This is a genomic window from Azospirillum sp. CT11-132, assembly GCF_047302835.1.
Classification (GTDB): domain Bacteria; phylum Pseudomonadota; class Alphaproteobacteria; order Azospirillales; family Azospirillaceae; genus Azospirillum.
Window position 1 is genome coordinate 364,428 of the sequence record NZ_JBGLZA010000001.1, and the last position, 24,481, is coordinate 388,908.

The 24,481-nt window shown below is 66.7% G+C and carries 16 protein-coding genes and 5 tRNA genes; 6 read left to right on the top strand and 15 right to left on the bottom strand.

The features are described from left to right. Window positions 1-2 precede the first annotated feature (2 nt). Window positions 3-2,510, bottom strand: coding sequence for a nitrite reductase large subunit NirB (gene nirB, locus ACCD06_RS01605; RefSeq protein ID WP_413338365.1), 2,508 nt, complete (start codon window positions 2,508-2,510; stop codon window positions 3-5). 808 nt (window positions 2,511-3,318) lie between these two features. Between nirB and ACCD06_RS01610 the strand changes: the two genes are divergently transcribed. The 6 genes from ACCD06_RS01610 (at window position 3,319) to ACCD06_RS01635 (ending at window position 11,512) form a co-directional block, all read left to right on the top strand. After that, window positions 3,319-4,722 (top strand): CmpA/NrtA family ABC transporter substrate-binding protein, encoded by a 1,404-nt coding sequence (locus ACCD06_RS01610; RefSeq protein ID WP_413338257.1) that lies wholly within the window; start codon window positions 3,319-3,321, stop codon window positions 4,720-4,722. Between the two features lie 162 nt (window positions 4,723-4,884). Continuing rightward, the gene (locus ACCD06_RS01615; RefSeq protein WP_109155644.1) at window positions 4,885-5,967 is read left to right on the top strand and encodes an ABC transporter permease; all 1,083 of its coding nucleotides are present in this window, start codon (window positions 4,885-4,887) and stop codon (window positions 5,965-5,967) included. 13 nt (window positions 5,968-5,980) lie between these two features. Next, entirely contained in the window at window positions 5,981-7,645 is a 1,665-nt protein-coding gene (locus ACCD06_RS01620; protein WP_413338259.1) for an ABC transporter ATP-binding protein, read from the top strand. A gap of 101 nt (window positions 7,646-7,746) precedes the next feature. Continuing rightward, window positions 7,747-8,583 (top strand): aldo/keto reductase, encoded by an 837-nt coding sequence (locus tag ACCD06_RS01625; protein ID WP_413338261.1) that lies wholly within the window; start codon window positions 7,747-7,749, stop codon window positions 8,581-8,583. 394 nt (window positions 8,584-8,977) lie between these two features. Beyond that, a complete protein-coding gene (locus ACCD06_RS01630) occupies window positions 8,978-9,979 on the top strand; it encodes a hypothetical protein (protein ID WP_413338263.1) in 1,002 nt (333 codons plus the stop codon). Window positions 9,980-10,054: 75 nt separating this feature from the next. Continuing rightward, complete coding sequence (locus tag ACCD06_RS01635; RefSeq protein WP_413338265.1) at window positions 10,055-11,512, top strand: hypothetical protein; 1,458 nt, start codon at window positions 10,055-10,057, stop codon at window positions 11,510-11,512. Window positions 11,513-11,867: 355 nt separating this feature from the next. On the opposite strand, the gene ACCD06_RS01640 is transcribed toward ACCD06_RS01635, so the two are convergent. From ACCD06_RS01640 to ACCD06_RS01705, 14 genes are all read right to left on the bottom strand, one after another. Next, window positions 11,868-11,942, bottom strand: a tRNA-Val gene (locus ACCD06_RS01640). A 29-nt stretch (window positions 11,943-11,971) separates the two neighbouring features. Next, window positions 11,972-12,046, bottom strand: a tRNA-Gly gene (locus ACCD06_RS01645). A gap of 4 nt (window positions 12,047-12,050) precedes the next feature. Beyond that, a tRNA-Asp gene (locus ACCD06_RS01650) sits at window positions 12,051-12,127 on the bottom strand. 72 nt (window positions 12,128-12,199) lie between these two features. Then, window positions 12,200-12,275, bottom strand: a tRNA-Ala gene (locus ACCD06_RS01655). Between the two features lie 38 nt (window positions 12,276-12,313). After that, a tRNA-Leu gene (locus tag ACCD06_RS01660) sits at window positions 12,314-12,400 on the bottom strand. Between the two features lie 74 nt (window positions 12,401-12,474). After that, entirely contained in the window at window positions 12,475-14,091 is a 1,617-nt protein-coding gene (locus ACCD06_RS01665) for a phospholipase D-like domain-containing protein (RefSeq protein ID WP_413338267.1), read from the bottom strand. A gap of 110 nt (window positions 14,092-14,201) precedes the next feature. Further along, window positions 14,202-15,233: an aldose epimerase family protein gene (locus ACCD06_RS01670; protein ID WP_413338269.1), complete on the bottom strand. Its 1,032-nt coding sequence runs from the start codon at window positions 15,231-15,233 to the stop codon at window positions 14,202-14,204. After that, window positions 15,233-16,219: a galactofuranose ABC transporter, permease protein YjfF gene (gene yjfF / locus ACCD06_RS01675; RefSeq protein ID WP_085091061.1), complete on the bottom strand. Its 987-nt coding sequence runs from the start codon at window positions 16,217-16,219 to the stop codon at window positions 15,233-15,235. Before yjfF ends, ACCD06_RS01670 begins: the two co-directional genes overlap by 1 nt. Continuing rightward, a complete protein-coding gene (locus tag ACCD06_RS01680) occupies window positions 16,216-17,259 on the bottom strand; it encodes an ABC transporter permease (protein ID WP_413338271.1) in 1,044 nt (347 codons plus the stop codon). The genes yjfF and ACCD06_RS01680 overlap by 4 nt, the downstream gene beginning before the upstream one ends. Further along, entirely contained in the window at window positions 17,256-18,815 is a 1,560-nt protein-coding gene (gene ytfR / locus ACCD06_RS01685; protein WP_413338273.1) for a galactofuranose ABC transporter, ATP-binding protein YtfR, read from the bottom strand. Before ytfR ends, ACCD06_RS01680 begins: the two co-directional genes overlap by 4 nt. A gap of 214 nt (window positions 18,816-19,029) precedes the next feature. Then, a complete protein-coding gene (gene ytfQ, locus ACCD06_RS01690; RefSeq protein ID WP_109155636.1) occupies window positions 19,030-20,001 on the bottom strand; it encodes a galactofuranose ABC transporter, galactofuranose-binding protein YtfQ in 972 nt (323 codons plus the stop codon). A 436-nt stretch (window positions 20,002-20,437) separates the two neighbouring features. Further along, window positions 20,438-21,592, bottom strand: a complete 1,155-nt coding sequence (locus ACCD06_RS01695; RefSeq protein WP_136702427.1) for a porin — start codon at window positions 21,590-21,592, stop codon at window positions 20,438-20,440. Window positions 21,593-21,770: 178 nt separating this feature from the next. Further along, the gene (locus ACCD06_RS01700; protein ID WP_413338276.1) at window positions 21,771-23,351 is read right to left on the bottom strand and encodes an aldehyde dehydrogenase (NADP(+)); all 1,581 of its coding nucleotides are present in this window, start codon (window positions 23,349-23,351) and stop codon (window positions 21,771-21,773) included. Window positions 23,352-23,536: 185 nt separating this feature from the next. Then, window positions 23,537-24,463, bottom strand: a complete 927-nt coding sequence (locus ACCD06_RS01705) for a dihydrodipicolinate synthase family protein (protein WP_413338278.1) — start codon at window positions 24,461-24,463, stop codon at window positions 23,537-23,539. Window positions 24,464-24,481: the final 18 nt, after the last annotated feature.

A 24,481-nucleotide genomic window follows, 5' to 3' on the forward strand; every position in this document is an offset into this window, starting at 1 on the left:
CCTTACCCCACTTCGGCGAGCAGATTGAATTCGTGACGGTCGACGCCCTTGGCGGCGCGCTCCGCCCACGGGTCGTCCTGCGAGAAGGTCTGCGAGAACAGGAAGCGCGCGTTGAGCGCCCGCCGCCGCTCCGGATCATCGACCAGCGCCGCCTTGATGTGGTCGAGGCCGACCCGCTCCACCCACGGCGCGGTGCGCTCCAGATAGCGGGCCTCTTCGCGGTACAGCTGCATGAAGGCGCCGGTGTATTCCAGCACCTCCTCCTCCGTCGCGACGCGGACCAGCAGGTCGCAGGCCCGGACATGCAGGCCCCCGTTGCCGCCGACATGCAGTTCATAGCCGCTGTCGATGCAGACGACGCCCAGATCCTTGATGGTCGCCTCGGCGCAGTTGCGCGGGCAGCCGGACACCGCCAGCTTGACCTTGTGCGGGGTCCAGGTGCCCCAGGTCATGCGTTCCAGCTTCACGCCCAGCCCGGTCGAATCCTGCGTGCCGAAGCGGCACCATTCCGACCCGACGCAGGTCTTCACCGTGCGCAGACCCTTGGCATAGGCATGGCCGGACACCATCCCGGCGGCGTTCAGATCGGCCCAGACCGCCGGCAGATCCTCCTTCTTCACGCCGAACAGGTCGATGCGCTGGCCGCCGGTGACCTTCACGGTCGGAATGTTGAACTTGTCCACCACGTCGGCGATGGCGCGCAGCTCGGCGGCGTTGGTCAGGCCGCCCCACATGCGCGGCACGACCGAATAGGTGCCGTCCTTCTGGATGTTGGCGTGGGCGCGCTCGTTGATGTAGCGGGACTGATAGTCGTCCCGATACTCGCCGGGCCACGCGCACAGCAGGTAGTAGTTCAGCGCCGGCCGGCAGGACGCGCAGCCGTCGGGCGTCGTCCATTCCATCGCCTGGAACACCTCGGCCATGGTCTTCAGCCCGTGCTCCACGATGGCCGCCCGCACCGCGTCATGGGTGTGGTGGGTGCATTTGCACATCGGCTTGACCTTGGGCGCCGCCGTGAAGCCGTCGCCCAGCGTCACCGCCAGCAGCCGTTCCACCGTGCCGGAGCAGCCGCCGCAGGAGGCCGAGGCCTTGGTGTGCGCCTTCACCTCGTCCAGGCTGGTCAGGCCCTTTTCGGTGATCGCCTTGACGATGGTGCCCTTGCACACGCCGTTGCAGCCGCAAATCTCGGCGCTGTCGGGCAATGCTGCGATGGCGGCGTTCGGGTCGCCCGCATCGGCACCGCCGAAGCCCTGCCCGAAGATCATGGTGTCGCGCTCAGCCGACACGTCGGCGCCGTCCTTCAGCAGCGAGAAGTACCAGGCGCCGTCCTTGGTGTCGCCATACAGCACGGCGCCCAGCAGCTTGCCGTCCTTCAGCACCAGCCGCTTGTAGACGCCGCGCGCCGCGTCGCGGAACACGATGTCCTCGGTCCCCTCCCCGCCCGAGAAATCGCCGGCGGAGAACACGTCGACGCCCGTGACCTTCAGCTTGGTCGAGGTGACGGAGCCGGTGTAGGCCGCACCCTCCCCGCCCGCGAGGTCGTGGGCCAGCACCTTCGCCATTTCGAACAGCGGGGCGACGAGGCCCCAGGTGACGCCGCGATGCTCGACGCACTCGCCGACCGCGTAGATCGACGGGTCGCTGGTGCGCATCTGGTCATCGACGCGGATGCCGCGCCCGCACTCCAGCCCGGCCGCTTTGCCCAGCGCCATGTTCGGGCGGATGCCCACCGCCATGACGACGATGTCGGCAGGCAGCTCGCGCCCATCCTTCAGCCGCACCGCGCTGACCCAGTCATCCCCGACGATTTCCGCCGTGTCGGCGCCGGTCAGCACCTCGATGCCGCGGCGCTCCAGTTCGCGCTGCAGCAGCATGCCGGCCGACGGGTCGAGCTGGCGTTCCATCAGCGTCGGCATCAGGTGGACGACGGTGACGTCCATCCCCTTGACCCGCAGGCCGTTGGCTGCCTCCAGACCCAGCAGACCGCCGCCGATCACCACGGCGCGCCCGCCCTTCGCCGCCGCCGCCAGCATGGCGTCCACGTCCGCCAGATCGCGGAAGCCGATGACGCCCGGCAGGGTCGATCCCGGCACCGGGATGATGAAGGGCATCGACCCGGTGGCGATCAGCAGCTTGTCGTAGGGAACGACGCGGCCGGACTGCGAGACCACCGTCCTGGCCGCGCGGTCGATGCCCTCCACCGGTTCGCCGGTCAGCAGGGTGATGCCGTTGGCGTCGTACCACTCGCGGCTGTTCAGCACGATCTGGTCGAAGGTCTTCTCTCCCGCCAGCACCGGCGACAGCATGATGCGGTTGTAGTTCGGATGCGGCTCGGCCCCGAAGACGGTGACGTCAAAGCGGCCCGGCGCCTTGGCCAGCAGCTCTTCCACCGTCTTCATGCCGGCCATGCCGTTGCCGACCACCACCAGCCGCTCCCTGGCCGGGCCGGCACTGCGCAGTTCGGCCTCGTTCAGTTCAACGACGGGCCCGTTGTTCGATGAGAGATGCATGTCCATGGCGCGTCTGCCTCGTCAATCGTGTCCGGCCTGCCGCAAAGTCAGGCACGGGGCCAAAAAGAAAGGCGTCCGAACGGGCCGTCTCCCTGCCCCGCGAGTGGATCGCGAAGGAGGGTGCAGACCTGTTCGGACGCCGTTGTCCGGGCGGTTCGTCGTCGAACCAGAGCCAATTCCGCACGTCGTCGCACGGCTTCGGCCGATGTCGCGGGTTTCGGCGACGTTGCCGGCACCCGCTGCTGTCTCGCCACTCCCTTCGCAATCCGTGTGCCAATCGCCCCGCCAGCAGGCCGGCGCAGGAAAACTCCAGGGAATCCGCGGGGTCCTGCCCGGATCCGCACCCAAGACCTAGGTGCCTGTTTTTGGATCATCCATAGGTGCTGCACAAAGGATGACCATGCGGGCTTGTGTGCGCCGCAAAAATCGGCAGGCACACCGCGGCCCTGTCAGGTGCTTCATACCTTCCGCCGGGTCATAGTCAGCAAAATCAACCTCTGCGGCTCGATTTCCGGCAAAACCCATCCTTTGGCATGAGGCTTGCGAAGAGGGAGGCCAGAGACGCGCCAACGACGGTGCGTGCATCCCAAGCGTCCAATGATGGGCCAGCCCCCGGCAGTGTTGCCGACCCCGGTATCGACACGCTTTTCCGGTCGATCCCGCTGGACGCTTTCGACGGCCAAGGTGCGCAAGAGCCATCTGCCCGAAAAACAGCCAGTCGGGGACCTGCCCAGAAAATCGCCAAGGTTCGAGACCGGTGTCGCCCCACCCGGCCGCTGGCCCGGATTTCAGAGATGGAGCAACCGACGTGGCTCATACCTCCCGCACCACCTCCCGCCCTCTGCGCCACCTTCTCGCATCCGCCGCTGCGGTCGTCGCCCTGACCGCAGGCGTCTCTGCCTATGCCGCCCCGCTCGACGTGGAGAAGGAGCAGCTGAAGCTCGGCTTCATCAAGCTGACCGACATGGCGCCGCTCGCCATCGCCGTCGAGAAGGGCTTCTTCGAGGATGAGGGCCTTTCCGTCACGCTGGAGCCGCAGGCGAACTGGAAGGTCCTGCTCGACCGCGTGATTTCCGGCGAGCTGGACGGCGCCCACATGCTGGCCGGCCAGCCGCTGGGCGCCACCATCGGCTTCGGCACCAAGGCGCACATCGTCACCGCCTTCTCCATGGATCTGAACGGCAACGGCATCACGCTGTCGAACGATGTCTGGCAGAAGATGAAGGCCAACGTGCCGAAGGGTGCCGACGGCAAGCCGGTCCACCCGATCAAGGCCGACGCGCTGAAGCCGGTGATTGCCCAGTACAAGGCGGAGGGCAAGCCCTTCAACATGGGCATGGTCTTCCCGGTCTCGACCCACAATTACGAGCTGCGCTACTGGCTGGCCGCCGGCGGGATCAGCCCCGGCTTCTACAGCCCGACCGACGTGTCGGGCCAGATCGGCGCCGACGCGCTTCTCTCCGTCACCCCGCCGCCGCAGATGCCGGCGACGCTGGAGGCCGGGACCATCTATGGCTACAGCGTCGGCGAGCCGTGGAACCAGCAGGCGGTGGTCAAGGGCATCGGCGTCCCCGTCATCACCGACACCGAGATCTGGAAGAACAATCCGGAGAAGGTCTTCGGCGTCACCGACGATTGGGCGAAGAAGAACCCCAAGACCCATCTGGCCGTCGTCAAGGCGCTGATCCGCGCCGCCCAGTGGCTGGACGAGAACAATAACGCCAACCGCGCCGAAGCGGTGAAGATCCTGGCCAAGTCCGAATATGTCGGGGCCGACGCCAAGGTCATCGCCAACTCGATGACCGGCACCTTCGAGTATGAGAAGGGCGACAAGCGCGACGTTCCCGACTTCAACGTCTTCTTCCGCTACAACGCGACCTACCCCTTCTATTCCGACGCCGTCTGGTACCTGACCCAGATGCGCCGCTGGGGCCAGATCGCCGAGGCCAAGCCCGACAGCTGGTACGACCAGACCGCGCGCAACGTCTACAAGCCGGACATCTACCTGCAGGCCGCCAAGCTGCTGGTCGAGGAGGGCAAGGCGAAGGAGGCCGACTTCCCCTGGAAGAGCGACGGCTACAAGCCGGTCGACACCGGCTTCATCGACGGCATCCCGTACGACGGCCACAAGCCCAACGACTACCTCGCCAAGCAGCCCATCGGCCTGAAGGGCGACCAGAAGGTTGAAGGCGGTCAGGTGGTGGGGGGCTGAGCGCCCGCAGCACTTCCACCCGCCAAATCCCCCTCTCCCCCCCGGGGAGAGGGTCGGGGTGAGGGGGATCCGCTTCGAGGATCTCTTCGGCTGCGCCGAACCCCCTCATCCTAACCTTCTCCCCAGGGGGGAGAAGGGACCTTGCCGAAGGGACACCCCGCCATGACCAGCCTGACCGACAGCACCGCCTCCGACCTCGCCCGCGCCCAGCGCAAGGCGCGGCGCGCCCACGCTCTCAACCGCATCGCCGCCGTCCTGACCACCGTCGGCCTCGGCTGGCTGGCGCCGCTGCTGCGGCTCGCCGCCGGCGAGAACCCGCGCCAGCAGGGCATCGAGCTGTGGCGCCAGATGGGCGTCCCGCTGACCGCCATCCTGCTGTTCCTCGCCGCCTGGGGCTGGGCCGCGCCGCAGGTCCACACCAGCCTCGGCGCCATCCCCGGCCCGGCCCAGGTGTGGGAGCAGGCGACCAACCTCTACGCCGACCACAAGGCCGAGCGCGCCAAGGAAGCCGCCTTCTACGAACGCCAGGAAAAGCGCAACGCCGAAAAGCTGGCGAAGAACCCGGCGGCGGAGGTGAAGACCCTGCCCTATGCCGGCAAGCCGACCTACCTCGACCAGATCGTCACCAGCCTGAAGACGGTCTTCACCGGTTTCCTGCTGGGCGCCCTGGTCGCGGTTCCGCTGGGTGTCGCGAGCGGCCTGTCGCCGACCGTCAACGCCGCGATCAACCCGCTGATCCAGATCTTCAAGCCGGTGTCGCCGCTGGCCTGGCTGCCGCTGGTCACCATGGTGGTCAGCGCCACAGTGTCGGGCAACGACCCGCTGTTCGAGAAGTCCTTCCTGACCTCCGCCATCACCGTCACGCTCTGCTCGCTGTGGCCGACGCTGATCAACACGGCGGTCGGCGTGTCCTCCATCGACCGCGACCTGATGAATGTCGGCAAGGTGCTTCAGCTCTCCGGCTTCACCATGGTGCGTCGCCTCGTGCTGCCGTCGGCTCTGCCCTATATCTTCACCGGCCTGCGGCTGTCGCTGGGCGTGGGCTGGATGGTGCTGATCGCGGCGGAAATGCTGGCCCAGAACCCCGGCCTCGGCAAGTTCGTCTGGGACGAGTTCCAGAACGGCTCCTCCAACTCGCTCGCCAAGATCATGGTCGCCGTCTTCACCATCGGCCTGATCGGCTTCCTGCTCGACCGCGTGATGCTGGCGCTGCAGTCCGCCGTCAGCCACAGCCCCGCCCGCTAAGGAGACCTCGGCCATGGCGATCCTGGACCTGAAGGGCGTGTCGAAGTCCTACGGCGGCAACACCGTGCTCCACAACATCGACCTGTCGATCGAAGAGGGCGAGTTCGTCGCCATCGTCGGCTTCTCCGGCTCCGGCAAGTCGACGCTCATCAACCTGATCGCCGGTCTGGCGATGCCGGACGCCGGCGAGGTGCTCTACCGCGGCAAGCCGGTGACCGGCCCCGGCCCGGAGCGCGGTCTGGTCTTCCAGTCCTACTCTCTGATGCCCTGGCTCAGCGTGAAGGAGAATGTCGCGCTGGCGGTCGACGCCGTCCACACGGCCAAGCCGTCGGCCGAGCGCGGCGTGCTGACCCGCCGGGCGGTGGAGACGGTCGGCCTCGGCCACGCCACCGACCGCCGGCCCAAGGAGCTGTCGGGCGGCATGCGCCAGCGCGTCGGCTTCGCCCGCGCGCTGGCCATGAGCCCGGAGATGCTGCTGCTGGACGAGCCGCTGTCGGCGCTCGACGCCCTGACCCGCGCCAAGCTGCAGGACGAGATCGAGGCGATCTGGCGCAAGGACCGCAAAACCGTCATCCTCATCACCAACGATGTGGACGAGGCGATCTTGCTGGCCGACCGCATCATCCCGCTGACCCCAGGCCCGAACGCCACGCTCGGCCCCGCCTTCACCGTCGATCTGCCGCGTCCCCGCGACCGCACCGCCGTCAACCATGACGAGGATTTCAAGCGCCTGCGCGCCGAGGTCACCGCCTATCTGATGGAGGTCGGCGTCGCCCGCGGCACCGGCGGTGACGACGATCTCGTCCTGCCCGATGTGAAGCCGATCACCGCCTCGCCCCCGCCCAAGGCCTATATCGAGGCGATGGGCGGGCGCGGGATGGAGGACCGCTATCTCGAATTCACCCGCCTGACCAAGACCTTCGCCACGCCCAAGGGTCCGCTGACCGTGGTGGACGGCTTCGATCTGAAGATGCGCAAGGGTGAGTTCGTCTCGCTGATCGGCCATTCCGGCTGCGGCAAGTCCACCGTGCTGTCGATGGTGGCGGGTCTCGCCGACGTGACCAGCGGCGGCATCGTGCTGGACGGCAAGGAGGTGGACGGCGCCGGCCCCGACCGCGCCGTGGTGTTCCAGGCCCCCAGCCTGTTCCCCTGGCTGACCGCCTACGAGAACGTCATGCTGGGCGTCGACCGCGTCTTCCCCCATGCGAACAAGGGCGAGCGCGCCGACATCGCCCGCTATTACCTCGCCCGCGTCGGGCTTGGCGATAGCATGGACCGCAAGGCGTCGGAGTTGTCCAACGGCATGAAGCAGCGCGTCGGCATCGCCCGCGCCTTCGCCCTGTCGCCCAAGCTCTTGCTGCTGGATGAGCCCTTCGGCATGCTCGACAGCCTGACCCGCTGGGAATTGCAGGAGGTGCTGATGGAGGTGTGGGCGCGCACCAAGGTCACCGCGGTCTGCGTCACCCACGATGTGGACGAGGCTCTGCTGCTGGCCGACCGGGTGGTGATGATGACCAACGGCCCGAACGCCAAGATCGGCCACATCCTGACGGTGGACATCCCCCACCCGCGCACCCGTCAGGCTTTGCTGGAGCATCCTCGCTATTACGACTACCGGGAGGAGCTGCTGAACTTCCTGGAAGGCGGCCATGCCGGGGCGCCGAAAAAGGCGGCATAACCCCGTCCCATCCCCCGGAAAGCCCACCGAAGATCCATCGACAAGCTGGCCCCGCAGGACCAGCTTGTTGTCTTTCGGTACGACAGACGGGAGAGACGGAGATGAAGCGCGTGACCCTGCCCGACGGCACCGAGGTCCCCGCTCTCGGCCAGGGCACCTGGATGATGGCGGAAGGGCGCGGCGACCGCGCCGCCGAGATCGCCGCGCTGCGGGCCGGCATCGACCGCGGCATGACCCTGATCGACACCGCCGAGATGTACGGCGACGGCGCGTCGGAGGAGCTGGTGGGCGAGGCCATCGCCGGCCGCCGCGACGGCCTGTTCATCGTCACCAAGGTCCTGCCCAGCAACGCGTCCCGCATCGGCACGGTGAAGGCCTGCGAGCGCAGCCTGAAGCGGCTGGGGATCGACCGCATCGACCTCTACCTGCTGCACTGGCGCGGCGGCGTGCCGCTGGAGGAGACGGTGGAGGCGTTCCAATCGCTGATCCAGGCCGGCAAGATCGCCCGCTGGGGCGTGTCGAACTTCGACGTCGACGATCTGGAGGAACTGGCGGAGATTACCGACCTGCACGGCTGCGCCGCCAATCAGGTGCTCTACAACCCCGAACATCGGGGGATCGAATACGATCTTCTGCCCTTCCAGCACACCGCGCGCATGCCGCTGATGGCCTATTCCCCCATCGGCCAGGGCGGCCGCCTGCTGCGCTCCCCCGCCCTGTTGGCAGTGGCGAAGCGCCACGACGCCACCCCGGCGCAGGTGGCGATTGCCTGGGCCTTGCGGCAGCAGGGCGTGATCGCGATTCCCAAGGCGGGAACGACGGAGCACGCGCTCCAGAACGCCGAGGCCGTGAAGCTGACTCTGACCGCCGAGGACATCGCGGAGATCGACAAGGCCTTCCCGCCGCCGAAGCGCAAGCAGCCGCTGGCGATGATTTGAGGAGCGGGTGTTCAAAATAGAGAAGGCCGCCAACCCGCTCTGGTTGGCGGCCATTATGATGGTGGTCCCGACTGGGATTGAACCAATAACCTTTACGATTTCAACGGATGAATAACAACTAACGGGCGGAAACCTCGACCCTGGTTACTGCCGGACTGAGCTTGCCGCTGAAACCTCAATTCTTACGTTGGCACACAGCCATCCAAGCACGGCCGCTGCACCCATGTTATACTGCCAACTTTAAGCAACTGCCCGTCTCACCGCAGCGGCGATCTCCTCAAAAAATTTATACAACTGAACTTCCTGGTGCGCCCCGCCTCGTTGTATCATATTGGGATCACGAATCGATCATTTTAAACTTTCAGTATACGTTTGCATGCAAAGGGGATCAGAGATGGCGGTTCCGTTTATCTTAGCCGGCGCAGCGTTGCTTGCTGGGGGATTTGGCATCAAGAAAGGCATCGATGCCAAACGCGATTTTTCGGAAGCCAGCGACACCAATGACAACGCAAATCAGATTGTCGAGAATGCGCAAAGATCTCTGAATTTGGTTCGTCAGCAGACCCAAGACAGGATTGAGGGCCTGGGAAAGGCGAAGCTCAAGGCCTATAAGACTGCACTCATTCCGTTCGTAGAAGCTTTTAAGCAGCTGAAGAATGTCGATTTCCAAGAGCGGGCGGTGAACGGGGAAGTTAAGCTTACCAAGGCGTCCTTTGCAGAACTCGAAGCAGCCAGTGGCTACATGAGCCCCATTCTTCTCTCTGGCATCAGTTCTCTGGGTGCTGGCGGGTTGGCCGGCCTGGCGGCCTTCGGTGGCGCAGGGGCATTCGCCGCGGCCTCGACCGGCACCCCTATTGCTGTTCTGAGTGGCGCCGCCGCAACGAACGCCACGCTGGCATGGTTTGGCGGCGGGGCTCTGAGCGCCGGTGGACTGGGCATGGCCGGAGGCACCGCCATTCTCGGCGGAATTGTCGCCGGGCCGGTGCTGGCAGTGGGGGGGATGATGCTGGCATCAAAAGCCGAGGCCGCCAAGCACGCCGCCTATGAGAACCTCGCCAAAGCACGGGCAGCAGCCGAAGAGATGAAGGGCGCGGAAGTTATGGCCAAGGGAATCGGCACATCGTTCGCACAGGTGCGGGTCGTGCTCGAGGATTTGCTTGTGCGGTTCAATCCCTTACTGACCGGGTTGCAGGCCGCTGTCGCCCACAGCACCGACTACCGGACCCACACAGAGGAGACCCGAAAGGGCATAATGATGACCGCCGCATTGGCGTCCACGATACGTAACGTCATCGACAAGCGCCTCCTCACAGACGAAGGCACCATCATCCAGGAAGCATTGGGCGAGATCGAACATCTACGCTCCAGCGCCGCGGCGCAACGATCGGTTTCGTAAAACTGATGCCCGGGTGCGGCAGGAACCGTGCGCTGCCGCACCGCAGTCTGCATCCTGATTTCCTGAGGAACAGCCATGCCGCGCACCAAGGGCGACGCAGCCATCTCGTTTTTCTCCACGCTGATGGCAGAGCAAAACACCAAAGTTCTTAGCGAACGGACGCGAGAGTTCTTCAGCGACACGGACCGCCTGCGCCGCATCGCGCTGCAACGCCAGAACATGATGGCGGACAAGGCACAGGGATTCGTGTTCGAGCAGCTTGAAGTATCGAAGTTCAACTTGGACGCTTTATTCAAGAATAGCTCATACAAAGCAACCACAACGGACGCTTTGGGTGAAATCAACAATCCGATAGCCGATATCCGGATCAAAAATTCCGAGACTGGTGAAGTCGTAAAGAGTTACCAGGCAAAATCCTGCGCAAAGCCGTCGCATACACTTTTCGAGCTGAGGAATCCAAAGTACGAAGAGGTATCGCTGGTCGGCCCCTCCGAGCAGCATCAGGAGATGCAGAAACTCATCAATGACCGTACAGAAAAGGCCGAGTCGATCTATGCCCCTCAGTACGAAAGCGCAAAGAAGCGGCTGGATCAGGGAATCCAGCATGATGGGGTGCAGTCCGGCGGCACCACACATGAGGAGGCTATTGCGAACACCAATGCCGCCACAGCCGCACAAACTGCCTCAAAGATGGAATGGCAGGCGATTGGCAACGAGATGCATAAGGCCGGCATGCAGGCAGGGACGTTCGCCGGTACCGTAGGCGGCGGTGTCGCGTTGGCCGGGGGACTCTGGAAGCTGCACAAAGGAGAGGTTACACCGACGCAGGTGGCACTGGATACAATCTACGCAGGGGTCGGGAGCTTCGCGACGGGCTACGCGTCGGCGGCAACCGCGAAAGGGATACCGCACCTCCTGACCGGCATGGGTATCAGCGATGCCAGCTTGGGATCGCTCACGAGGTCCAATGCGCATGTCGCGATAGCGAGCGGAATTATTCAGTCAACGAAACACGTCGCCCAGTATCTTAAAGGCGATATCGATTTCGACGAGATGGTCAATCAGGTCGGCGGCACCGCGATCATTGGGGCAAGCAGCTTCTACTACGGAGCTCTGGGTCAGGTTCTGATTCCTATACCCGTCGTCGGAGCAATGGTCGGCTCCTCGGTCGGATACTTTGTCGGCAACATCCTTCATCAGTCCGGAGTGATCAGCCTGGGCGAAAGCGCCCAAGTCCGTGTGGCCCGTGAAAGGCGAGAGCGCATAGAGCAACTCTGTGTCGAGGCAGTCGCAAGGATGCAAGCGGCCCGCTTGGCCATGACGGAACTGATGGAGGAGCACTTCGCCGCCCAGGCCGCGGCCCTCTCGACCGCCTTCGATGATATGGATGAAGCGATGATGTCGTGGGATGCCGACGGCTTCATGAAGGGGCTAACGAACCTGAACAGCACATTCAGCCTCTCGCTGCCTTTTCATGACTTTGAGAGCTTCGAGAACTTTATGCATGACGATGATGCGGTGTTCGTGTTGTGAAGCCCTTTGAGTGTTCATCCTGTGGTGCATGCTGCCGCCACGTTCACCTGTCGCCCGAGACCAGATTCCTTGATAGAGGGGATGGTGTCTGCAGAGAATACGAGGACGTCACTCGCCTATGCAAAATCTACCAAGTTCGCCCGGAAATCTGCCGGATTGATGTCCAGTACGAAAAGCGGTTCCAGTCTCAAATAACCTGGGAGGATTTCTGCTCCCTGAATCACAAGTCGTGCTCGTTATTGCGGGAAAAGTGCTAAGCGACCAGCGCTAAACTTCGCTGCTCAGCCCGACCACGATGATACTGACCCCCAAAATAGCGAAGGCCCCCACCCGGTTCGGGTGGGCCCTTCATAGATGGTGGTCCCGACTGGGATTGAACCAGTGACCCCTACGATGTCAACGTAGTGCTCTCCCGCTGAGCTACGAGACCACGGGAACCCAAAACTGTCGCTCCAGTAATGGAGCGGGCGAAGGGATTCGAACCCTCGACCCCAACCTTGGCAAGGTTGTGCTCTACCCCTGAGCTACGCCCGCAAAGTGGCGCGAGTGACGGGACTTGAACCCGCGGCCTCCGGCGTGACAGGCCGGCGCTCTAACCAACTGAGCTACACCCGCGCTGAGGAGCGGCGCCTTATACAAGGCTTCACCCCGACAGACAAGACCTAAACCTACCAAAACCTTCAGAAGTGGTGGAGCCAAGGAGGATCGAACTCCTGACCTCTACAATGCCATTGTAGCGCTCTCCCAGCTGAGCTATGGCCCCACTATACTTCTGTTCCTCTACACCAACACTTGAAGTGTTGGTGCGCTTGGAGGGACTCGAACCCCCACGGCCTTTCAGCCACTAGGACCTGAACCTAGCGCGTCTACCAATTCCGCCACAAGCGCTTTCCCCGCACCGCGTTGTGCGCCGCGGGGAGCGCCTATGTAGCGGGATGGACCGCGGCCCGCAAGCGGAGAATTCACTCTCCGCGAAAATTTTTCCCAAGCCCGTTCCGGCGGGCCAGAAGGGCCAGTCCGACACCAACCGCTGCCCCCGCGGCGACCCCGACCCCGACGCGCCATGCCGCCCGGTTGACGTCCCCGAACGCCGTCGCGCCGCGCAGGATCGTCTCCGCCATCGGCTCCGGCCGGTCGGGGTCGAGCAGGCGCTCGTCCACCAGTCGGCGCTCCGCCTCGTTCAGCGGCTCCAGTTCCAGCGGGCGGAGCGAGCGGCCGGCCGGGCGCATCAGCCGGTCCACCATGGCGGTCAGCGACCCGGTCTCCTCCTCCGTCCGCTCCACCTCCTCCACCCCGACCCCCAGATGCTCCGCCATCAGGCGGGTGCGGACGGAGCGGATGGCGCGGCACACCTCCGGCCGCTCGCCCTGCGCGACCTCGATGGCGAGGTCGCATTCGGTGTCCAGCCCCTGGGAGCGGTTGTTGATGTTGGACGATCCCACCCGCAGCAGCCGGTCGTCGACCACCAGCACCTTGGCATGGACATAGATACCCTCTCCGCCCTCGGTCACCGGCGAGAGGATGCGGAAACGCCCGTGCGGATCCTGCTCGCGCAGGCGCTGGACCAGCAGCGAGCGGGCGCTGCCCATCGCCTCCTCCTCCACCCAGCCGGGGGTGCGTTCGGGGTTGACCACCACCACCTCCGGCCCGTCGGGTTCCGACAGCCGGGCGGTGATGGCGCCGACGATCCTCTGCGAGGCGAAGTACTGGCTTTCCAGATAGATGAAATCGCGTGCGGCGGCGACGGCGGCCAGATACAGCGCCTCGATCTCGCGGGCACCGCCCTGGGGTTGGTCCGTCATCGGATCGGTGCGGGCAATGGCGACGGGGATGTCGCGGAAGTCCGGCGTCAGGTCCTCGGGCCAGTGCGCCTTGGTCGGCGGCGGCGGGGCCAGCTCCTCGCCGGTCGCGCGCCGCCAGCGCTCCCGTGCCAGGTCGCCCAGCGCCCGCGCGGCCTCCCCGTCGACCGCCGTCGTCACATCATGGAAGGGGCCGTATGGCTCGCCGCTCGGCCGCACCCGGCGCGGGTCGCCGTCGCGGTGGTCGGGCGTGTCCCAGCGGTCGGTCGTCATGTCGATGCCGCCGCAGAAGGCGAGCGCATCGTCGATGATGGCGATCTTCTGGTGGTGGCAGGCGCCCGGCGGGTGGGCGGAATCGAGGCGGAAGCGCAGGCGCCGGCTGGTCATCCAGTCCAGCAGCACCAGCGGGGTCCCGCCGCGGAACGGCATCTTCAGGATCGACAGATCCCATTTCAGCACATTGATGGTCAGTTCCGGCCGCACCCGGACGATCCAGCTCAGGAAATCGCCCAGCTCGTTCGGCACGCCCGGCATCGGTTCGTCGGGCTCCAGCTTGATCCGGGTGTCGAAATCCCAGCCGATCAGCATCACCGTGTGGCGGGCATTGAGGATGGCGGCCTTGATCCGGGCGAAATAGGCAGCGGCGTCGATGATGACCGCCACCCGATCCGCCTTTTCGATCCGCCAGCAGGTCCGGCCGGGCACCAGAACCGGGTGGGCCGGGGTCTGGCCAGCCTGATATGCGGACTCTGGGCGGGCGGCGTCCGGCATCGCAGCCATGTCGAGCTTTCCTTCCGGCGTTGTGGAGCGGCATCGCAGGACCGGCAGCGGAACCGCTGCCATGCCCTTCGATGAACCCCGCAATCCGGCGGACGGTTCCCCGATTCCGTTCAGTCCGCCCTGAATCGCAGCCGCATCCGATGGCGGTAGGTTTCGCCGGGATCGAGCCGCGCCGACGGGAAATGGCCGATGTTCGGGCTGTTGGGAAACCGCTGACTCTCCAGCGCCAGCCCGGCGAAGCGTCGGTAGGGTTGTCCGCCCTTCCCCACGATTTTTTCGCTGAGATAGCCGCCGCTGTAGACCTGCAAGCCCGGCTGGTCGGTCGCCAGCTCCATCCGCCGGCCGGATGCCGGATGCTCCAGCACCGCCACCGGCCGCAGCTCCCCCGCCGGACCGTCCAGGCACCAGTTATGGTCGAAGCCGAAGCCGCCGACCGCCTCCAGCGCCTCGCCCAGCTCCACCCCACCACGCAGGTCGAAGGCCGTGCCGTCCACCGGCCGCACCTCCCCCGTCGGGATCAGGTCGGCACCGACCGGCGTGGTGAAGCCGCCCCGCACCGTCAGCTGATGGTCGCGCAGATCGCCGGAGGCATGGCCCCCGAGGTTCCAGTAGCTGTGATGGACGATGTTGACGATGGTCGGCCGGTCGGTCGTCGCCGTCATCCGGATGTCCAGCACTCCGTCATCGCTCAACTGGTAGCGCGTGCTCGCCGTCAGCGTCCCCGGATAGCCCTGGTCGCCATCCGGCGACTCATGCGTGAAGGTGACGGCGTTCTCCGCCTCATCGACCTCGGCCTCCCAGATGCGCCGATCGAACCCCTCCGGTCCGCCATGCAGCTGGTTTGGCGGCTCGTTGACGGCCAGCTCATGGCGCACACCGTCGAGCGCGAAGGCCGCACCGCCGATGCGGTTGCCGTAGCGGCCGCAGGTGGCGCCGAAATAGGCGTCGCTCGCCAGGTAATCGGACAGCCGGTCGAAGCCCAGCACCACATCGGCTCTGTTCCCGTCGCGGCCGGGCACCATCATCCGCACCAGCCGGGCGCCATGGGCGATGACGGTCGCCTCCAGCCCGCCGGCGGAAAGGGTGAACCCCTCCACCGGCCGCCCCTCGACGGTATCGAACAGGAAACTCTCGATGGGCATCACGCCTCCGCCGGTTCGCCGCCGCGGCCGGCCCAGACCGTCAGCAGACCCTTCTGCAACAGGATGAAGACGAACAGCAGCACACCAATGGCGATCTTGGTCCACCAGCTGCTCAAGGTGCCGTCGAAGGTGATGTAGGTCTGGATCAGCCCCTGGATCAGCACCCCGACGAAGGTGCCGACGACATAGCCATAGCCGCCGGTCAGCTGGGTGCCGCCGATCACCACCGCGGTGATGGTGTCCAATTCCACCCCCGTCGCCGCCAGCGAGTATCCCGCTCCGGTGTAGAGCGAGAAGACGATCCCCGCCAGCCCAGCCAGCAGCCCCGACAGCGCATAGACCGCCACCGTGGTCCGCCCGACCGGCACGCCCATCAGCTCCGCCGACTGCCGGTTGCCGCCCAGCGCGTAGAGGTTGGCGCCGAAGCGGGTCCAGTGCGCCAACACAACCGCCGCGACCACCACCCCCAGCATCAGCATCGCCGGCAGGCTGAGCTTGCCGCCGGCGCCGAAGCGCAGCGCGATGTCGTTCAGCTCGCCATAGAGCGGATGGTTGATCGGCACCGAATCGGTGGTCAGGACGAAGCCCAGGCCGCGGGCGATGAACATGCCGGCCAGCGTGACGATGAAGGGCGGCATCTGGAAGACATGAATCACCCCGCCCATCGCCGCGCCGAAGCCGCCGGCGGCGATCAGCGCGACGGCGAAGGCGGCCAGCGGGTGCCAGCCGCCATGCTCGATCAGCACGGCCAGCAGCACGGTGGTGAAGCCGATCACCGCCCCCACCGACAGGTCGATCCCGCCGGACAGGATGACGAAGGTCATGCCGACCGCCGTAATCCCGAGAAAGGCGTTGTCGGTCAAAAGGTTGCCCACCACCCGCCAGGAGGCGAAGTTGGGGAACTGCGCCGCGCACAGCAGGAACCCGACCACCAGCACGGCGGTGGTGACGATCAGGGGAAGGAACCGCTGGAGTGCACTGGTCATGGCTTAGCCCCTCCGCTGGTCGGCGCCACCGGCGGCTTGACCCTGGCCATCGGCCGCGCCCCCTTCGGGTGCGGCAGGAACAGGGTCAGCGTCGGCGATTGCAGCAGCAGGACGACCAGCAGGACGCCCGCCTTGACGATCAGGTTGAATTCCGGCTTGAAGCCGCTCAGCAGGATGCCGGTGTTCATCGCCTGGATGATCAGCGCCCCAACCACCGACATCACCAGCCCGAAACGCCCGCCCAGCAGCGACGTGCCGCCGACCACCACCGCCAGGATGGCGTCCAGCTCCAGCCACAGCCCGGCATTGTTGGCGTCGGCGCCGCGGATGTCGGCGGTGACGATCAGCCCGGCGACCGCGGCGCACAGCCCGCACCAGACATAGACGGCGACCAGCACCACCGGCGTATTGACGCCGGCCCCGGCGCTGGACAGCCGGTTGATGCCGACCGCCTCGATCATCAGCCCCAGCGCAGTCGCCCGCACCAGCAGCGCCGTCACCGCCAGCAGCGCCACGGTGATGACCACCGGCATCGGCACGGTCAGGAAGGATCCGCCGCCGATGAAGGCGAGCGCCGGGCTGGTGAAGGTGACGATCTGCCCCTCCGTCACCAACTGGGCGATGCCGCGCCCGGCGACCATCAGGATCAGGGTGGCGATGATCGGCTGGATGCGCAGCACTGCCACCAGCAGCCCGTTCCACAGCCCGCACAGCAGCCCGGCCGCCAGCGACGCCGCCAGCACCGCCGGCAGGCCCCAGCCCGCCCCGGTCATGGTGGCGGCGATGGCGCCGGAGATCGCCATGACCGCACCCACCGACAGGTCGACGCCGCGGGTGGCGATGACCATCGTCATGCCGATGGCGAGCAGCGCCACCGGCGCGCCGCGGTTCAGCACGTCGATCAGGCTGCCGAACAGCCGGCCGTCCTGCAGACGGATCGCGAAGAAATCGGGAAACAGCAGCCAGTTGGCCAGCAGAACGGCGACCAGCGCGCCATATTGCGGCAGGTTGCGCGACGGGCCGGGAGCGGACAGCGTCATTGCCGCACCTCTGAGCCCGATCCGGCTGCATTCGGCGTCTCGGACGCGATGGCGGCGACGATGCGCTCCACGCTGACCTCCCCTCCCCTCAGTTCCGCCACATGGCGGCGGTCGCGCAGCACGACGACGCGGCGGCTGTAGGCGACGATCTCCTCAAGCTCCGACGACACCACCAGCAGCGCCATGCCGTCGGCGCACAGCCGCTCGATCAGGCGGATGATCTCGGCATGCGCGCCCACGTCGATGCCGCGCGTCGGCTCGTCGAGGATCAGCAGCCGCGGCTCGGTCGCCAGCCAGCGCGCCAGCAGCGCCTTCTGCTGGTTGCCGCCCGAGAGCAGCTGGATCGGCCGTTCGGCGTCCGGCGTGCGGATGTCGAGCAGGCGGATGAAGCGGTCGGCGATCTCCTCCTGCCGGCGGCGCGGGATCGGCTTCAGCCAGCCCTGCCGCGCCTGCAGCGCCAGGATGATGTTCTCCCGCACCGACAGCTCGCCGACGATGCCCTCCTTCTTGCGGTCCTCCGGACAGAAGCCGAAGCCGAGCCGCACGGCGTCGCGCGGCCCCTTCAGCCGCACCGGACGGCCATCGACGGTCGCCTCGCCCTGGTCGGCGCGGTCCATGCCGAAGACCAGCCGCACCGTTTCGGTCCGCCCCGATCCCAGCAGACCGGCCAGCGCCACCACCTCGCCGGGACGGATGTCGAGGTCGAAGGGCTCGACGCTGCGCGACTTGCCGAATCCCTTGAAACGCGCCAGCGGCGGACGGCTGTCCACCTCCGCCGGGCCGAGGTCGATGCGGTGCGCCGCCGCCTCCAGCTCCCGCCCCAGCATCATGGCGACCAGATCCAGGCGCGGCAGCTCGGCCGTCCGCCGCTCACCCACCAGCCGGCCGTTGCGCAGCACGGTGATGCGGTCGCAGACTTCATAGACCTGATCGAGGAAATGGGTGACGAAGACGATGCCGATCCCGCGCGACCGCAGGGTCCGCATCACCTTGAACAGCACCGCCACCTCCTGCGCGTCCAGGCTGGCGGTGGGCTCGTCGAGGATCAGCACCTTGGCCGACATGTCGACCGCGCGCGCGATGGCGATGATCTGCTGGGTCGCCACCGAAAAGCGGCCGAGCGGCGCCGTCACGTCGATCGACAGGCCGTAGGGCATCAGGATGGCACGCGCCCGCCGCCGCATGGCGCCACGGTCGACCAGCCCGAAGCGCATCGGCTGGCGCCCCAGGAACAGGTTCTCCGCCACCGACAGGTTGGGCAGCAGGTTCACCTCCTGATAGACGGTGCCGATGTGCAGGCGCTGCGCCTCCTCCACCCCGCGCGGCGCGATCTCCCGTCCCTCAAGCGCCACGGTGCCGCCATCGCGCTGGTAGACGCCGGTCAGCGTCTTGATGAGCGTCGATTTGCCGGCGCCGTTCTCGCCCAGCAGGGCATGGATTTCGCCATGGCGCAGGGTGAAATCGACGCCGTCGAGCGCCTGGACGCCGAGAAAGGCCTTGGACAGCCCGCGGATCGCCAGCAGCGGCGCGGAGGGAGGAGCGGTGGATGCCGTCATGGCGGACCTCGCCGGAAGCGCGGAGAAACAATGTGGGAAGACGCAGCCCTCTCCCGTCCCGGGAGAGGGAGGGGACCCACGAAGTGGGGAGGGTGAGGGGTGGCCCAAGAATTCTGAACCGCATGGTTCCTTGGATCACCCCTCACCCTCCCCACCGCTTCGCGGCGGGCCCCTTCCCTCTCCCGGGACGGGAGAGGGAGACTTCACCCCCCGATCAATAAGCGTCCTTGCGGCGCTCATACTCTTCCTTGGCGGTGTCGGGCGTGAACAGCTTCGATTCCGTCTGGATCCACTTCGGCGGCATCTTGCCGTCCTTCTTGTAGGCGATCAGCGCGTCGAAGGCCGGGCCGGCCATGTTCGGCGTCAGCTCCACCGTGGCATTCGCCTCGCCTTCGGACATCGCCTTGAAGATGTCGGGCACACCGTCGATGGACACGACCAGGATGTCCTGGCCCGGCTTCAGGCCGGCTTCCTTGATCGCCTGGATGGCGCCGACCGCCATGTCGTCGTTGTGGGCGTAGACGGCGCAGATGCCCTTGCCGCCATTCTCGGCCTTGATGAAGCTCTCCATCACCTCCTTGCCCTTGGCGCGGGTGAAGTCGCCGGACTGGGTGCGGATGATCTTCATCCCCGGATTCTTGGCGACGATCTCGTCGAATCCCTTCTTGCGGTTGATGGCGGGCGAGGAGCCGACGGTGCCCTGCAGTTCCACCACCGCGCATTTGCCGCCGGTCTTCTTGGCCAGCCATTCGCCCGCCACGCGGCCCTCATGCACGGTGTCGGAGGTGACGGCGGTCATGTACAGGCTCTGGTCCTTGGTCTCGATCTGGCGGTCGAGCAGCATGACCGGGATCTTCGCCTCCTTGGCCTCCTTCAGCACCGAATCCCAGCCGGTCGCCACCACCGGCGCGATGAAGATCGCGTCGACGCCCTGGGCGACGAAGGACCGCACGGCTTTGATCTGGTTCTCCTGCTTCTGCTGGGCGTCGGAGATCTTGAGGTCGATCCCGCGCTTCTCGGCTTCCGTCTTGGCGGTTTTCGTCTCGGCCGCGCGCCAGCCCGATTCCGATCCGATCTGCGAGAAGCCGACGACCAGCTTCTTGGCATCGGCGGCCTGGACGGCGCCCAACCCGATGAACAGCGCCGCGGCGGCGGTGGCGGCGGAGATCACCCATTTCCTGGACATCCGTTTCACTCCCTGAGGTTTTATGGCGAGGATTTATTGCGGTGCTTGCTGGATGGAGGCAGGCGACGGGACGGGCGCGGAATTTTCCTGATCGCAGCCCGGTCCGAAATTGTTCGTCATGCCTACTTTAAGTACACAGAACCATAACTGTCCAATACGATTCTCGACCTGAACGATGTCGAAAAGAATATGGCCGGCCCAAAATCAGGCGAAAAAGTCAGGTCGAAAAAACGGCCGGGCAGCGCAAGGCCGCCCGGCCGTAAGGTGACCCTGCTCCAGTCCGGAACAGGGCCGACGCACCCGAGGGAGAGCGCGCCGGGACGCAACCGCCGCGGCGGGATGGAGAGCAACACCGCGGGCGGCGCGAAGCCGAAAGAAAGGGCCAGGACGTCAACCGGCCGGTATCAGAGGGCGAGGCCCTTAGAAGGCGAGGCCCTTAGAAGGCAAGATTCGCCTGGACCAGGAACATGTCGCCCTTGTCGCTGTTGGCGGCGACGTCGGAGCTGAGCTTGAAGTGGTTGTATTCCGGCCCGATGGCGAAGCCGGGGGCGACGACATACTTGGCGCCGACGGTGATCAGCTCGAACTTGGTCCGGCCGCGCACGGTCAGGTCGCCGGCGTCCTTGGCGTTCAGGTAACCGACGCCCAGCGTGGTGGGGCCGAAGGTGTACTGCGCGCCGGCCGTCCAGACGTCCTGCTTCTCGCGGCTGACGATGCCGGCGGTGCTGGACTTGGCATAGCCGCTGTCGCCCGACCAGGCATAGCTGCCGCCGACCTTCAGCCCGCCATAGGCCACGGTCAGGCCGGCATGGGTGGAGGACAGATCGTCGAAGCTCGCCCCGGTGATGCTGGAGTCCTTGGCCTTGCCGCCCAGGTAGAACAGGCTGGCATTGACCGCGACGCCGCCGAAGTTGTTGGTGTAGGTGCCGCCGACCTCGTAGACGTCGCGATAGGCGCCGGTGCGGTTGGCCGAGGCCAGCGCGAACTTGGAGCGGTTGACGTCGGTGCCGCTGCTGTCCGACGACGGCTGGTAGGAGGCGCCGAGCTTGAAGCCGGCGATCTCCGGCGTCCAGTAGGTGGCGCGGGTGGCAGGGTTGCCGGAGATCAGGGCGCGGATGTTGCCGATGGTAACCGGCGAATTGGCCGCGCTGTTGCCGAGCCAGGACGGGAAGGAGCCGTCGACGCCGCCGGTGCCCCAGTCGGACGGGGCGATGATGCCGCTGTCGTCGGACGGGCCGTTCTCCACGCCCATATGCACAGTGCCGAAGCTGCCGTTGACGAACAGGAAGGCGCGGTCATAGGTGGCGGTGCGGGCGTTGCTGGTGCCGTTCTCGGCCAGCAGGCGCAGGCGGGCGCCATATTCCAGCCCGTTGTCGGCCTTGGCCTTCGGCGTCACCAGCAGGCGCAGCCGGTTGCGGAACTCGGTGGAGCGCAGGCCGGCGTCACGGTCCTGGTCGACATAGCCGGCTTCGAAATAGGCGTCGCCGCCAATGACGACGTCGAACTTCGACTGGGCGGAGGCCGGGCCGGCCGCCATGACGGAGACGAGCGAAAGGGTGGCTGCGCCAAGCAGTAGAGCGGATCTCACCATCAGGGTTTCCTCTTAATGCGGTTTGTTCTTGCTTCGGTACCGTTTGCGGGAGCGGTGCTTCGGCCGTGCGCGGACGCACGCCGTCCCCGGCCGCCGAACCCGGCACACGGCCGGCTCCGACGGTTTGCTCTGCGTCAGCGCTCCCTCTGACGCAGCCGTTGCGGGTTGCTGGTGTCGGTCAGTCCTGTCCGAGTTTTCCGTCGATGCGCCGCCACAGCCCCAGCGGGTTGCCGTCGCGCAAGGGCTCCGGCAGCAGGTCGGGCGGCAAGTCCTGGTAGCAGACCGGGCGCAGGAAGCGGCGGATCGCCAGCGTGCCGACCGAGGTGCTGCGCGGGTCCGAGGTCGCCGGGAACGGGCCGCCATGCACCATCGCGTGGCAGACCTCAACCCCCGTCGGCCAGCCGTTCGCCAGGATGCGGCCAGCCTTGCGCTCCAGCGTCGGGATCAGACCCGCCACCGCGCCCTTGTCCTCCGCATCCATCTGCAAGGTCGCCGTCAGCTGCCCTTCCAGCTTTTCCGCCACCGCTTTCATCGCCGCCACGTCCGGGCAGCGGATCAGCAGCGACGCGGCGCCGAACACCTCCTCCTGCAACTCGGTGTCGGCCAGGAAGGCGTCGGCCGTCGTGGTGAAGAAGGCCGCCTGCGCCTGGTTCGGGCCGCTGCAGGCCAGACCGCGCGCCAGCGTCGTCACATCGCCGCTGCCGGCCAGCTTGGCGACGCCGGCGTCATAGGCAGCGTGGATGCCCGGCGTCAGCATGGTCGAGGCCGCACTGCCGCCGAGAGCCGCAACCGCAGCATCGACGAAGCGGTCGAGGTCCGGCCCTTCGACGCCCAGCAGGATGCCGGGGTTGGTGCAGAACTGCCCGGCGCCCATGGTCAGCGAGGCGACGAACGCCTTGCCCAGAGCCTCGGCCCGCGAGGACAGCGCCGCCGGCATCAGGAAGACCGGGTTGATGCTGCTCATCTCGGCATAGACCGGGATCAGCTCCGGCCGCCGGGCCGCCACCTCCATCAGCGCCAGCCCGCCACGACGCGAGCCGGTGAAGCCGACCGCCTTGATCCGCGGGTCGGCGACCAGCGCCGTGCCGATCTCGTTGCCGGTGCCGAACAGCAGGGAGAAGACGCCCTCATGCAGGCCGCAGGAGGCGACCGCCGCCTGGATGGCGCGGCCGACCAGCTCCGACGTGCCGGGATGGGCGCCATGGCCCTTCACCACCACCGGGCAGCCGGCGGCGAAGGCCGAGGCCGTGTCGCCACCGGCCACCGAGAAGGCGAGCGGGAAGTTGGACGCGCCGAACACCGCGACCGGCCCCAGCGCGATGTGGCGCTGGCGGATGTCGGATCGGGGCAGCGGCGTGCGCGCCGGCAGGGCCGGGTCGATGCGGGCCTCGATCCAGCTGCCCTCGCGGACGACCTGGGCGAACAGGCGGAGCTGGCCGACGGTGCGGCCACGCTCGCCCTCCAGCCGGGGGCGCGGCAGGCCGGATTCGGCCATGGCGCGGGTGATGAGGTCGTCGCCGATGTCGAGGATGTTCTGGGCGACCGTTTCGAGGAAGGTCGCGCGCTGCTCCAGGCCGGTCTCGCGGAAGCTGTCGAAGGCGGCCCAGGCCAGGGCGCAGGCGCGCTCCACCTCTGCCGCGCCGCCGCCGCCGAAGACGGGCTCCAGCACCTCGCCGGTGGCGGGGTCGACGGCGCGGAACTCGCCCTGGGCGCCGCGGTGGGCGCTCGCGCCGATCAGCATCTCGCCGGTGATGGTCATGATGTCTCCTTCGTCGGGGCGTTTTGCCCCCTCCCTAACCCTCCCCCGCCCTCGGTCGGCCGAAGGCCGATCCGATCGCGGGAGAGGGGACTGCCGCCGTCCTTTACTGAACCCTCGCAAAGCTCCTGCCCCCTCTCCCGCCAAAGGCGGGGGAGGGATGGGGAGGGGGCACCCGTCGCGACGACCTACCGCCCCCAGCGCAGCACCAGCGGATCGAGCCGCCTTGCCGCGTCCAGCAACCCCTCGCGGCTCATCGGGTGCGGACCGGCCAGCGGGTGGCGCATCGCGTCGGACTTGATGACGCCGCCCTCCTTCATCAGGATTTTCGCGGTGGCGATGCCGCACTGGCGGTTCTCGTGATTGATCAGCGGCAGCCAGCGCCCATAGGCCGCCACCGCCGCCTCGCGGTCGCCCGCCAGATACGGATCGAGGATCTGCCGGATGCCGTCGGGATAGCCGCCGCCGGTCATCGCCCCGGTCGCCCCGGCGTCGAGGTCGGCCAGCAGCGTGATCGCCTCCTCGCCGTCCCAGGGGCCTTCGATGGCGTCGCCGCCCAGCTCGATCAGCGTCCGCAGCTTCGCCGCCGCCTGCGGCACCTCGATCTTGAAATAGGAGACGTTGGCGATCTCCCGCGCCATCCGCGCCAGCAGAGGCGCGGACAGTGCGGTGCCGCTGACCGGCGCGTCCTGGATCATGATCGGGATGTCGATGGCGTCCGAAACGCGCTGGAAGAACTCGACGATGCCGGCCTCCGGCACGCGGATGGTGGCGCCGTGGTAGGGCGGCATCACCATCACCATCGAGGCCCCGAGATCCTGGGCGCGGCGGCTGCGCTCGGCGCAGGCGCGGGTGCTGAAATGGGTGGTGGTGACGATCACCGGCACCCGGCCGGCGACATGGGCCAGCATCGTCTCCATCAGCACCGTGCGCTCGTCGTCGGTCAGCACGAACTGCTCGGAGAAGTTGGCGAGGATGCACAGGCCGCTGGAGCCGGCATCGATCATGAAGTCGACGCAGCGCTTCTGACCGTCGAGGTCCAGCTCCCCCGACTCAGTGAAGATGGTGGGGACGACGGGGAAAACGCCGCGATAGGGGCGTGCGCTGGGCGGCATGGTGAAAGTATCCTTTAT